This window comes from Rhodococcus sp. NPDC057014 (genome assembly GCF_042673295.1).
In the GTDB taxonomy this organism is placed as follows: domain Bacteria; phylum Actinomycetota; class Actinomycetes; order Mycobacteriales; family Mycobacteriaceae; genus Rhodococcus_F.
The window spans coordinates 22,229-33,700 of sequence record NZ_JBHUSF010000071.1 but is presented as its reverse complement, the minus strand read 5'-3'; the positions used below and the strand labels follow the sequence as shown (position 1 = coordinate 33,700).

Below are 11,472 nucleotides of genomic sequence, written 5' to 3'. Positions count from 1 at the left end.
GTGCTGTTCTTCACCGACGGCGGATTCCAGCAGCGCGCCAAGATCAGCGAACTCATGCGCCGGGCGTCGAGTCTGCCCGCGTTCTGGCAGTTCGTCGGAATCGGCCGCGCCGACTACGGACTGCTCGAGAAACTCGACACCCTCGACGGGCGGACCCTCGACAACGCCGGGTTTTTCGCCGTCGACGACCTCGACAGGATCGACGACGCCGAACTGTACCGCCGCCTGCTCAGTGAGTTCCCCGACTGGCTGCGCGCCGCGAAGTCGGCGGGTGTGGTCGGGTGACGCACGGACACGAGTCACTCGTCGGGTAGGTCCACTCCGGGTTCGCGAGCCTTCGCGGCGACGGCGTCGGGGAAGACGTTGCGGAACAGGAACAGGTCCTGTCCGATCACCCAGCCGGGCGCGAGTTCGGTGGCGTACCGCTCGAAGTAGCCGAGTTGCTTCCCGAACAGGACGAGTTCCTCCGGGCTGGCGACGCCCCAATTCTTGCCGATGCCGATGAGTGCCATGATGAGTTCGCTGAGCCGCAACTCGCCGAGGTCCCGGCCCAGCAGGGGTGCGAGGGCGGCCGCCACCTGGAGGCCGATCTCGTCGTCGGTGGCGTCGTTGTCCTGCGCGTAGCCGAGGCTGCGGATTCCGCGGGCCATGCGGGAGAAGTCGCCGTCGATCAGCGTCGCGTAGAACATGTCGCGCAGGATCTGCCGCCACGATTCGGGTAGCTCACCGACGATGCCGAAGTCGAGCATCGCGATGCGCCCGTCGTCGAGGACCCACAGGTTTCCGGCGTGCACGTCGCCGTGGAACGGGCCGTGCAGGATGACCGACTCGATCCACACCTTGACGCCGCGGCGGATCAGCATGCGGGTGTCCATGTGGACGAGGTCGGGGAACCGGTCGAGCGGCAGCCCGTACATGCGTTCCATGCAGATGACGTGCGGACCGCAGTAGTCCCAGTACACCTCCGGGGTGGTGACGCCCTTGTTGTCGCCGAAGGCGCCGATGTTCGTCCTGAACCGGGTCTGCCGGTCGGCCTCCACGGCGCTGTTGAGTTCGGTCATCGTGGCCGCGTGGAGATCGCGGATGATGGCGGTGGCGTTGGCGATGCGGAAGAACTCGAACAGTTTCTCGAGGATCCGCGCACCCCAGTACGCGGTGCGCAGGTCCACCACCATGCGACGGAAGATGTCGGGGCGCTGCACCTTGATGACGGCTTCCCGGCCGTCGGGGAGCACGCAGCCGTGCACCTGTGCGACGGATGCGGCGGCGAGGGGGACGTCGTCGAACGACGCGAACAACGCGTCGACGGGATGTCCCAGATCTGCCTCGATCACCCGGCGGGCTTCCTGCGCGGGTACCGGCGGCACGTCGTCGAGACATCGCAGGCAGGCGTTGGCCAGCGGGGCGGGGAACACGCCGGAGGACGACGCCATCAGCTGCCCGACCTTGACGAACGTCGGGCCGAGCACCTCGAATCCGTTGACCAGGCCCTCCGACGCCGCGTCCGCGAGGGTGCGGCCGCGACGCCGGACGGGCCAGGTGACGAGCGCGAGCAGTGTGTAGGCGACGACGACCACGCCGATGACCAGCGCCCGCCACAACTCGGCCGCGCGGAACCGGTCGAGTCTCGCGGAATGCACGGTCAGGGCTGCAGGTGGCGGCCCCGAAGCGTATGGGCCGACTGGACGTGGCGTTGGCTCGTGCACAGTTCCTACCTTGCGTTCAGTCCTGCCTGCCGTTCAGAAGGGGACCATACCCCGACCGTTTCGGCGAACGCCTTTCAGTATGCGGTACCCGCCATCACACTATTTCGTTAGCAGAACTCAGAGTCCCAGTGCGCCCGCGAGTTCCCGCAGGGCTGGGATGGGATCGTCGCCGGCGGGCAGCACCTGGATCGCGACGTGATCGGCGCCCGCGTCCAGATGTTCGCGGAGGCGGCCCGCGATGTAGGGGGCGTCGCCGTGGGCGGCGAGGGCGTCGATCAGCTCGTCGCTGCCGCCGTTCGCGATCTGCTCGTCGGTGTACCCGAGCCGCTTCAGGTTGTTGACGTAATTGCGCAGGTGCAGGTACGGATTCTCGACCGCCGCGCGTCCGACGGGACGAGCCCGTTCCGGATCCGTGTCGAGCACGACCTTCTGCTCCGGTGCGATCACCGCATCGGGGCCGAGCAGCTCACGCGCCTCCCGGGTGTGCTGCGGAGTGGTCAGGTACGGGTGGGCGCCCGCGGCGCGGGCCGCCGACAGCTCGAGAACCTTCGGGCCGAGCGCGGCGAGGACGCGTCGTCCCGCCGGGACCCCCGCGGCGTCGAGGACGTCGAGGTACTCCACGAGCGCGGCATACGGCTTGTTGTAGTTCAGACCGGGTTGTTCGGGATGCCCGACGCCGATGCCGAGGAGGAAGCGCCCCGGATGACGGGCCTCGAGCCGGTGGAAGGAGGTCGCGATCTCGTCGGCCGGTGCGGTCCAGATGTTCACGATGCCGGTCGCGACGGTGATGGTGGACGTCGCGTCGAGCAGGCGCTCGGCGACGTCGAGGTCGGCAGGCGGCGAACCGCCGATCCAGATCGCGCCGTAACCTGCCGATTCGATCGCGGCACCCACCTCGGGTGCCAATCCGCCGGCGTGACGCCAGACGCCGAACTGTCCGAGCTGCGGGGTTTCTCCTGTGGTCTCCGTCATGTGGCGTGCAACCGTCCCTCGCGGACATTCATTCCGGCATCTCAGATCTGGTGGAGCCACGACCGGAACAGCAGTGCGCCGGCGACGGCGAGGACCAGCGCGACGGGCACGACCCATGCCGGACCGCCGTCGCCGAGCAGGCGCCGGGTGAGTCCGGTCTGCAGCACCGCGATGCCCCGCAGGATCCACACGGCGACCGGCACGAGCAGCAGACCGAGTACGAGATGCACCAGCCAGGCACCGGCGAGCGTCGGGCCACCCCAGCTGTACGCGTAGGAGTCGTCGGTGATCAGCCCGTAGAACAGCCCGCGGAACGCGGCGATCACGCTCAGGGCTACCACAAACCATGCGACCGTCCCGACCAGGAGAGACAGCACGGAGTGGGTGAGGACGCGCAGCGGCGACGACGGACGCGCCTGTTCGGACCACCGGCCGGCGGCGTCGAGTTGCCACCGCGTGGCCCACCGGTGCTGCCCGATCGCGGCGGCGCCGAGTGCGGCGAGGCCGGCGGGAAAGGCCCTCAGTGCGAACAGGGCACGGCGAGCGGAGTCGGTGGTGAACGGATTCACCGTCGTCGAGTAGGTCTGGTCGGCAGACATGGCTCGACGGTATCGGCCGACTCCGCGGCCGCACATCATCCTGCAGAACGATATTCGCCGCCGCAGGCAGTGGGGTCGATCAGCTGCCGGGCGCCCGATATTCGGCGTCGCGGCGAACTGCGTCGTCCACCTGCTCCGGTGTCAGCAGCACTACCGATTCCGACCGTGCCGCCCCGGAGGCGGCGGTGCGGATGCCGAGCGCGGCGGCGGCCACGTCGTCGGGCACGTCACCGATCACGAACAGATCCCGGCCACCCAGTGCGAAGTAGCAGGATTCGACTGTGCCCCCGACGCTTTCGACCATCTGGGTGATCGCGTCGCGTCGTGCGGTGCCGCCTTCGCTGAGCAGTCCTTTCGCGCCTTCGGGTGAGTACGTGACCTGCCAGAGATATCTCGGCATCGGTGCCTCCTCGATTGTGGGGTCTTCTCATGGTTCTCCCGGGACGGGCCACATGCAATAGGTTCCGCGCTAGGGTCGGGAGATGGCGCAGGCCCGCGTAGGTATTTCCGGCTGGACGTATCCCGGGTGGCGCGGCGACTTCTACCCGGAAGGCCTGGCGCATCGCAAGGAGTTGGCCTACGCCGCGGGGCGTTTGACGTCCATCGAGATCAACGGTTCCTTCTATGCGTTGCAGCGGCCGACGAGTTTTGCGAAATGGCGTGACGAGACACCGGACGATTTCGTGTTCGCCGTCAAGGGCGGTCGCTACATCACGCACATGAAGCGGCTCGTGGGTGTCGAGGCGGCGCTGGCGAACTTCCTCGCGTCCGGGGTGCTGGCGCTGGGCCCCAAGCTCGGACCGCTGCTGTGGCAACTGCCCCCGACGCTCGCGTTCGACGCGGCGAGCCTCGCGGCGTTCCTGGACCAGTTGCCGCGGACGACCGCGGAGGCCGCGACAGTCGCCGCGCGGCACGACGACAAACTCACCGACGACCGGACGTGGACCGAAACCGACGCCGACCGCCCCGTCCGTCATGCGCTCGAGGTTCGCCACCACAGCTTCGAGGAGGAGGAGGCGCAGGAGTTGCTCCGCGCGCACGACGTCGCGTTCGTCGTCGCCGACACGGCGGGCCGGTATCCGTTCGTGGAGGCGGTCACGAGCGATTTCGTCTACCTGCGGTTGCACGGCGACAAGGAACTGTATGCGAGCGGCTACACCGACGAGGCCCTCGACGAGTGGGCGCGCAAGATCGAGCGGTGGCGGGGGCAGGGGCTCGACTGCTTCGCCTACTTCGACAACGACATGAAGGGGTACGCCCCGTTCGACGCGCTGCGGCTGATCGAGCGGCTGCGCTGACTGTCGGTGCCCCATGATTCAGTAGCCTCGGTTCGACGGATACGAGAAGAGGATCTACCGGATGTGGCCCACTCACTGGCCTGCTGTTGCGCGTGACATCGCCGAAGCGCTGGACGTCGCCATCGTCGCGGCACGGGCGTCGGATGCGGCCGCGCTGACCGAGGCGACCGAAGACCTGGCGGCCCTGCCCGCGGAGCAGGTCGGCGCGGTGCTGGCCGGGGTGGTCCGGGAACTCCTCGAGACGCTGCACCCGGACGGACTGACGGGGGAGGACGTGCAGGAGGTGCTCACCCGGTGCGCGCGGGCGGCGGCGCTCTGGTTGCCTGCCGTGAACGTCGACTCCCTGGTCACCGTGCTGACCGGCGCGCTCGGTGTGGCCGACGTCGAGGAGAACCCGCGCAGGCCCGAGCACGCCGTCGAGGCCGCGATCCTGGTGATCGCCGACCTCCTGAGCGCAGCGGAGGTGCCCGCCGACGGCTACGTCCGCCGGGCGCTCGACGAGATCGCGCGCGCCGAAACCGTGGAGATGCCCTGAGGCGTCAGAGTTCGGTGCGGATGTGGTCGGCGAGCCGGGCGATCCGGTCCTCGTTGCGGCGGTAGTGGGTCCACTGGCCGATCCGATGGCTGGTGACCAGTCCGGCGCTCTGTAGGGCGGCCATGTACTGCGAGGCCGTCGATTGGGAGACCTCGGCTCTCGCCTGAATGTGCTTCAGGCATACGCCCACCTCTTCCGCGGGTTCGAGTTGTGGGGGAAAGCTGTCGGGCTCCTTCAACCACTGCAGGATGCGCACGCGGGTCGGGTTCGACAGCGCTTTGAAGACCAGGGCCAGGTCGGTCGGGTCCGGAAGTTCGCTCACAGGCCCATCGTACCGTCATATCGCGATTTTTCGATATATGTGCTTGACTCGGTATATCGCAACTTCGCGATATACCGATAGGAGTCGAGTGATGTCGAAGCGCAGAATGGCAGTGGTCGTCGGTGCGCGCGGGGTGATCGGCGGCAATCTGATCGAGCACCTCGAGGCGACCGGAGACTGGGAGATCGTCGGACTGTCGCGCCGAGGCGGACCCGACACCGACCGGGTGCGGCACATCGCGGTCGATCTGCTCGACGAGCGTGACGCCGCCGAGAAGCTGGCCGAACTCCGCGACGCGACCCACATCTTCTACGCCGCCTACCAGGACCGTTCGTCGTGGGCTGAGCTCGTCGCGCCCAACGTCGCGATGCTCGTCAACACGGTGAACGCGCTCGAACCCGCGGCCGCCGGGCTCGAGCACATCAGTCTGATGCAGGGCTACAAGGTCTACGGCGCCCATCTCGGGCCGTTCAAGACGCCGGCGCGCGAGAGCGATCCGCCGCACATGCCGCCCGAGTTCAACGTCGATCAGCAGCAGTTCCTCGAGGACCGTCAGCGCGGCAAGAGCTGGACGTGGTCCGCGATCCGACCCTCGGTCGTGTGCGGATTCGCGCTCGGGAACCCGATGAACCTCGCGCTCGTGATCGCCGTCTACGCCACGATGTCGAAGGAACTCGGAGTGCCGCTGCGCTTTCCGGGCAGGCCCGGCGCGTACACGAGTCTGATCGAGATGACCGATGCCGGACTGCTGGCAGAGGCGACCGTCTGGGCCGCGACCACGCCCGAGTGCGCGAATCAGGCTTTCAACATCAACAATGGCGATCTGTTCCGCTGGGACGAGATGCTGCCGAAGATCGCCGACTTCTTCGAACTGGACGTCGCGCCGCCGCTGCCGATGTCGATGGACGTCGTCATGGCCGACAAGGAACGGGTGTGGAACGACCTGGTCGCGAAGCACGGACTGGCGCCGACGCCGTACTCGGACGTGTCGTCGTGGGCGTTCGGCGACTTCGTCTTCGGCTGGGACTACGACGTCATCGCCGACGGGTCGAAGGCGCGCAGGTTCGGCTTTCACCGTCACGTCGAGACCGAGCAGATGTTCCTCGACATCTTCCGTGACCTTCGGGCGCGGAAGATCATTCCCTGACACGGGCTACGGGCTACGGGCTACGGGCTACGGGCGCAGTCCGGATTCGACGTTGGCGGCGATTCGCCGGAGCAGCCCCGCCAGCACCGCGCGTTCGTCCTCGTCCAGTCCCTCGAGGAATTGCCGGTCGCGTTCGACGCGCTGCGGGAATTCGGTGTCGACGAGGGCGCGTCCGGCCTCGGTCAGGTGGAGCAGCACGACGCGGCCGTCGCGTTCGAAGGGTAGCCGTTCCACCAGTCCCAACCTGCCCAAGCGGTCGACGTGTTTGGTGGTGGAGGCGCCGCTGAGCATGGTCACGGCGGTGACCTCGCTGGCGCGCAGCGGCCGGTCGCTGCGGGCGAGCACGCACAGGACGTCGAACTCGGCGCGCGAGACCCCGCTCGCGTCGAGGGCGCGGTCGAGTTGCTGCAGGGCCTGGGATCCGATCCGGGTGATGCGACCCATCACCTCGATCGGGGACGTGTCCACGTCGGGATGGGTCTCCGCCCATTCGCGTCGTACGCGATCGGTGAAATCCTCATCCGGGCGTGGGGCAGGGCTCATGAAAACCATCGTAGCGACCAACTTCACACTATTTCACAACTATTTTACTAGTGAAATATACGGTACGCTGAGGCCATGCAGGCCTCTCCTCGACACGCACCCGACCTCAGCCGGCTCCATCACTCCCGTGGGGCGCTGGCCCACTCGGTGGCGCCGTCGACGTGGCGCCGGGCGTTCGAGGTCCGGACCGCGGACGCCACCATCGCGCCTGCCGTGCGCGTGGGTGCGGCGACGGCGCTGGTGCTGGTGATCGGCGGCCTGCTCGGGCACGGCAACCTCGCCGGTTTCGCGGCGCTGGGGGCGCTGACCGCCGCGTTCGGCCGGTACGAGCCATACCCGCGGCTCGCCCGCAAGACGGGTCTCGTCGGTGTCGCACTCGTCGTCTTCGTCGCCGGGGGAGCGCTCCTCGGTGCGGCCGGACTGTCCCTCTGGCTGCAGATAGCGGTCATGGCCGTGGCGTCGGGGATCGCCGCATGGCTGCTGGCGGCGTTCCGGATCGCCGGCCCCGGTCCCGTCATCCTGATCTTCGCTGCCACCGCGGCGGTCGGGTACTCGACGCGGCTCGCCGATCTCGGGCCGGCGGTCGTGGCCGTGGCGACCGGTGTCGTCGTGGGCTGGATCGCCGCCATGACGCCCTGCCTGTTCGTTCCCCTCGGTCCCGCGCGACTGGCGGCGGCGCGGGCGCTCGCCGCCGTCGCACAGCTGGAACGTGCGCACGACGCCTCCGCGATCGCGGCCGCCCGCAAGGCCATCGACAACGCGCGAGACGTGATCGCGCACAGCGGCCGGGGCCGGGACGGTCACTCCCACCAGCTGTTCGCGCTCCTCGCCGAGGCGGACACCGTGGTCGACCGGTGGGCGCACGAGCGCGACCACGACACCCTGCGTGCGCTCGTCGATCACGAGTCGGAGCTTCGTAAGGTGAAGCGCCGCAGCGAACTTCCGGCTTTCGTCGCGGAGGCCGCGGCGCTGCCGAAGCCGGCCGGTTTCCTCGCGGAAGGTGTCCGGGGGCTGCGGTCGCGTGAGGGGATCGTGAACGCCGCCCGCATCGCCGCCGCTGCCGCGCTGGCCGGATGGATCTGTGTGGCAGTGGGATTGGAACATCCGCTGTGGGCGTCGATGGGTGCGATGGCCGCGATGCAGGGGTTCAACTTCAGTCAGACGGTGCAGCGGGGGATTCAACGTCTCGTCGGCAACGTGGCGGGCGCCGTCCTCGCCGCCGGGCTGATCGCCGCGGCGATGGGGTACTGGCAGACCGTCGTGGTGATCGTGGTGCTGCAGACCGTGACCGAACTGGTGGTCATCAAGAACTACGCGTTCGCGTCCGTCGCCATCACACCCATGGCGCTGCTGCTGACCGGTCTCGGCTCGGCGGTGGCGCCGGACATCGCGGTGAGCCGCGTCGTCGACACGCTCGTCGGTGTGGTGGTCGGTGTGATCGTCTCGGCCGTCGCGATCAGCCGGACGGACCACCATCACGTGGTCTGAGGGCGCTCAGATTCCCGTCGCGGAAACGTAACCGGCGAATCCGATCGCGCACGCGCCCGCGCAGAGGACGAGGGTTCCGCACGCCACCGGCCACGCGAGCGTGCGGCGCGCGATGCGGGCGATCGTGACCGCGCCGCCCACCACGGTCACCAGTGCCGCGACCGCGAGCGCGACGCACACCGCGATCCACGCGTTCTCGGTGCTGCAGGATTGCGGCGGGCAGTAGTCCAGGAACAGCAGCCAGAAGAACGCCGCGACCGCGGAGATGCTGGCGACCGCGACCGCGACGACGATCGCTGCCGCCGACACCGCCACGTCCCAGCCGTTCGGTGACGGGCGCTGTTCGTCACCGGTGGGTGGATGATTCCATGGTTGTGGCGCAGGCCCCCCTTGCTGCATGTTCGTCACAGTACCTCCGCGGCCGGGGGGATCGGCGGCGGCAGCGGTGACCCGTCCGGGCGCAACCCGGCGAGGAACACCGTGATCAGCCGCGGAACGAGATTGGCCGTCGTGTCCTCGAGCATCAGCACGTGCGGCCGGGTGAGCATCGCGATCCCCATGATGATTTCGAGCGGCACGACGTCCTCGCGGATGAGCCCGAACTCCTGGAGCCGGTGAATGAGTTCGGTGACCGACGCCTTCGTCTGCTCCCGCGTGTCGCGCACGTCGGGCGGCAGTTCGTCGAGGCTGTTGACCAGTGCGGGCACCAACGCTCCCATCCGCAGATCGACCACCGCGTCGACGAACCGTCGCCATGCCGCCTCGGGTTCGTCGGCGCACTCGTCCAGCGCCCGGGCTGCGAGTTCGCGGACCTCGGTGAGCGTCGTGCGGGCGACGGCGTGGGCGAGGTCGTCCCGGCTCGGAAAATTCCGGTAGAGGGTGGCGATTCCGACGCCGGCGTGCGCGGCGATGGCGTCGAGCGGTGCATCGTGCCCGCGGTCGGCGAACACCGCCCGGGCCGCCTTGATCAGGGTGTTGCGGCGTTCCAGCGCGTCGGCTCGCATCGGGGCACCTCTCTCGTTTGACAACCCAGTATAACCGGAGGAATATTCTCCACAAATACTGGAGGAATTTCCTCCACTTAGTGGAAGGGGAGTCCGATGAGCGCCGCGGATACCGGGACACTCGACCCTCGCATCGAACCCGTCGGGCAGGCGAGCAACGGCCCGTCCGATCCGGTGAAAATGATTGCCGTCGTGCTGGGACTCACCGCCGTGATCGCCGTGATGCTGCTGGCGTTCGCGCTGCCCGCCGTCCACAGCGGCCCGCACGACCTGCGGCTGGGTGTCGCCGGGCCCGACGCGGCCGTCACCCGGATCGATGCCGCCCTCGACGCGGGCCGCCCCGGGGTATTCGCCACCGAGCGATTCGCCGACGCCGAGGCGGTCCGGACGGCGATCGAGCACCGGGAGGTGGTCGGCGGAATCGTCGCGACACCGGAGGGCGTGAAGGTCCTGTCCGCCGGTGCGGGCGGGGCGCCCATCGCGCAGACGATGAACGGTCTCGCGGCGGGCATGAGCGCGACTGCGGGACAGCCTGTTCCGGTCGAGGACGTCGTTCCGTTGACAGCTGACGACCCTGCCGGGGCCGGCCTCGGCGGCTTGGCGCTTCCGCTGGTCTTCGGCGGCATGATCCCCGCGATCGTGCTGGTGCGACTGTTCCCGCGCAGCGTCACGAGCAGGGTGGCGGGGGCGGTGCTCTTCGCCGTGAGCGCCGGACTGGCGTTGACCGCCATTCTGCAGTTCGGTCTCGGAAGCGTCGACGGCGACTACTGGACGACGTCCGGTGCCGTCATCCTCGGGATCGCTGCCATTTCCCTGACCGTCCTCGGACTCGAATCCGTTCTGGGCATCGCGGGGTTCGCGCTCGGAGCGGTGACGATGATGTTCCTCGCCAACCCGCTGTCGGGGCTGGCGACCTCCCCGGCGTGGCTGCCCTCGGGGTGGGGTGCGTTCGGTCAGCTCCTGCCGCCCGGAGCGGCGGGAACCGTGGTGCGGTCGACGGCGTTCTTCGACGGACACGGTGGCGGCGCGGGCCTGCTCGTGCTGACCTGCTGGATCCTGTTCGGGCTCGGCCTGTGCGTGGTATCCGGACTGCGTGAGCGGCGCGCCCCTCGAGAACCGGCCGTCGCCTGACGCTGTGGTTTGATGGCGGCATGGGGGAACGACGGATCGTCCGCCGACTGGTCGGCATCGGAGCGGGCCTCGGCGCGCTCGCGGTCCTCGTCGTCGCGGCCTCGACGGTGTGGATCTCGCGCGAGGCCGAGGGACACGTCTACGACGTCGAGGACGCACCCGAAGCCCCGGTGGTCATCGTTCTCGGTGCGCAGGTACGTGACGGCAAACCCCGGGAATATCTGGCCGGACGCCTCGACGTCGCCGTCCGCCTCGTGCAGGACGGGCGGGCGCGGGCCGTGCTCGTCTCGGGCGACGGCGCGGGCAGATCCGGTGACGAGATCGCGGCGATGACGGAATACCTGGTCGAGAAGGGCATCGACCGCAGCCGGATCGTCGGCGACCGGTACGGGCTCGACACGTACGACACGTGCGCGAGGGCCGTCCAGACGTACGGAGTGACCAAGGCGCTGATCGTCACTCAGGGTTTCCACGTCCCCCGGGCGGTCGCGCTGTGCCGCGGCGCCGGGATCGACGTCGCCGGTGTCAATGCCGGGTGCGAATGCCGCCCGATCACGATGGCCAGGAACACCGTGCGCGAATCGCTGGCCCGCCCCAAGGCCGTCCTCGACCTGCTGTCCGGGCGCGATCCGGTGGTGGTCTCCGAACCCGAGGACTCGCTCGGCAAGGCCCTCGCCGCCGGGGGCTGACGTCGAACCGCCGCGGTGCGGTAGTCGCGTCGGTAGGC

General features: G+C 68.8%; 15 protein-coding genes. 7 read left to right on the top strand and 8 right to left on the bottom strand.

Annotation, left to right across the window (positions count from 1 at the left end; genetic code table 11):
• A partial coding sequence (locus tag ACFTZB_RS16635; protein ID WP_378433010.1) for a VWA domain-containing protein occupies positions 1-285 on the top strand: 285 nt, incomplete at its 5' end.
• Between the two features lie 14 nt (positions 286-299).
• Here ACFTZB_RS16635 and ACFTZB_RS16630 read toward each other — a convergent pair.
• From ACFTZB_RS16630 to ACFTZB_RS16615, 4 genes are all read right to left on the bottom strand, one after another.
• A complete protein-coding gene (locus ACFTZB_RS16630; protein WP_378433009.1) occupies positions 300-1,706 on the bottom strand; it encodes an ABC1 kinase family protein in 1,407 nt (468 codons plus the stop codon).
• Positions 1,707-1,823: 117 nt separating this feature from the next.
• Positions 1,824-2,678: an LLM class F420-dependent oxidoreductase gene (locus tag ACFTZB_RS16625; protein ID WP_378433008.1), complete on the bottom strand. Its 855-nt coding sequence runs from the start codon at positions 2,676-2,678 to the stop codon at positions 1,824-1,826.
• A gap of 41 nt (positions 2,679-2,719) precedes the next feature.
• Positions 2,720-3,277, bottom strand: coding sequence for a hypothetical protein (locus ACFTZB_RS16620; protein WP_219459448.1), 558 nt, complete (start codon positions 3,275-3,277; stop codon positions 2,720-2,722).
• A 79-nt stretch (positions 3,278-3,356) separates the two neighbouring features.
• Positions 3,357-3,677 carry a GYD domain-containing protein gene (locus ACFTZB_RS16615; RefSeq protein WP_087555190.1) on the bottom strand — a complete coding sequence of 107 codons (321 nt, stop codon included), beginning with the start codon at positions 3,675-3,677 and terminating at the stop codon, positions 3,357-3,359.
• An 82-nt stretch (positions 3,678-3,759) separates the two neighbouring features.
• On the opposite strand from ACFTZB_RS16615, the gene ACFTZB_RS16610 reads away from it, so the two are divergent.
• Positions 3,760-4,575: a DUF72 domain-containing protein gene (locus ACFTZB_RS16610; RefSeq protein ID WP_378433006.1), complete on the top strand. Its 816-nt coding sequence runs from the start codon at positions 3,760-3,762 to the stop codon at positions 4,573-4,575.
• A gap of 61 nt (positions 4,576-4,636) precedes the next feature.
• Positions 4,637-5,110, top strand: coding sequence for a hypothetical protein (locus ACFTZB_RS16605; RefSeq protein WP_124391030.1), 474 nt, complete (start codon positions 4,637-4,639; stop codon positions 5,108-5,110).
• A gap of 4 nt (positions 5,111-5,114) precedes the next feature.
• Here ACFTZB_RS16605 and ACFTZB_RS16600 read toward each other — a convergent pair whose 3' ends face one another.
• Positions 5,115-5,432, bottom strand: coding sequence for a helix-turn-helix transcriptional regulator (locus ACFTZB_RS16600; protein ID WP_095862339.1), 318 nt, complete (start codon positions 5,430-5,432; stop codon positions 5,115-5,117).
• A gap of 91 nt (positions 5,433-5,523) precedes the next feature.
• Here ACFTZB_RS16600 and ACFTZB_RS16595 point away from each other — a divergent pair, with 91 nt between their 5' ends.
• Positions 5,524-6,579 carry an SDR family oxidoreductase gene (locus ACFTZB_RS16595; protein ID WP_378433003.1) on the top strand — a complete coding sequence of 352 codons (1,056 nt, stop codon included), beginning with the start codon at positions 5,524-5,526 and terminating at the stop codon, positions 6,577-6,579.
• A gap of 27 nt (positions 6,580-6,606) precedes the next feature.
• Here the strand turns inward: ACFTZB_RS16595 and ACFTZB_RS16590 are convergent, their stop codons facing one another.
• Positions 6,607-7,131 carry a MarR family winged helix-turn-helix transcriptional regulator gene (locus ACFTZB_RS16590; protein ID WP_219459445.1) on the bottom strand — a complete coding sequence of 175 codons (525 nt, stop codon included), beginning with the start codon at positions 7,129-7,131 and terminating at the stop codon, positions 6,607-6,609.
• Positions 7,132-7,197: 66 nt separating this feature from the next.
• On the opposite strand from ACFTZB_RS16590, the gene ACFTZB_RS16585 reads away from it, so the two are divergent.
• Positions 7,198-8,610 carry an FUSC family protein gene (locus tag ACFTZB_RS16585; protein WP_378433000.1) on the top strand — a complete coding sequence of 471 codons (1,413 nt, stop codon included), beginning with the start codon at positions 7,198-7,200 and terminating at the stop codon, positions 8,608-8,610.
• Positions 8,611-8,616: 6 nt separating this feature from the next.
• Here ACFTZB_RS16585 and ACFTZB_RS16580 read toward each other — a convergent pair whose 3' ends face one another.
• Both ACFTZB_RS16580 and ACFTZB_RS16575 read right to left on the bottom strand, forming a co-directional pair.
• A complete protein-coding gene (locus ACFTZB_RS16580; protein WP_378432997.1) occupies positions 8,617-9,009 on the bottom strand; it encodes a hypothetical protein in 393 nt (130 codons plus the stop codon).
• 5 nt (positions 9,010-9,014) lie between these two features.
• The gene (locus tag ACFTZB_RS16575) at positions 9,015-9,614 is read right to left on the bottom strand and encodes a TetR/AcrR family transcriptional regulator (RefSeq protein WP_378432995.1); all 600 of its coding nucleotides are present in this window, start codon (positions 9,612-9,614) and stop codon (positions 9,015-9,017) included.
• A gap of 96 nt (positions 9,615-9,710) precedes the next feature.
• Here ACFTZB_RS16575 and ACFTZB_RS16570 point away from each other — a divergent pair, with 96 nt between their 5' ends.
• On the top strand, positions 9,711-10,745 hold the full coding sequence (locus ACFTZB_RS16570; protein WP_378432993.1) for an ABC transporter permease: 1,035 nt from the start codon (positions 9,711-9,713) through the stop codon (positions 10,743-10,745).
• Between the two features lie 20 nt (positions 10,746-10,765).
• Entirely contained in the window at positions 10,766-11,434 is a 669-nt protein-coding gene (locus ACFTZB_RS16565) for a vancomycin high temperature exclusion protein (RefSeq protein WP_378432992.1), read from the top strand.
• The last annotated feature ends 38 nt before the right edge of the window (positions 11,435-11,472 follow it).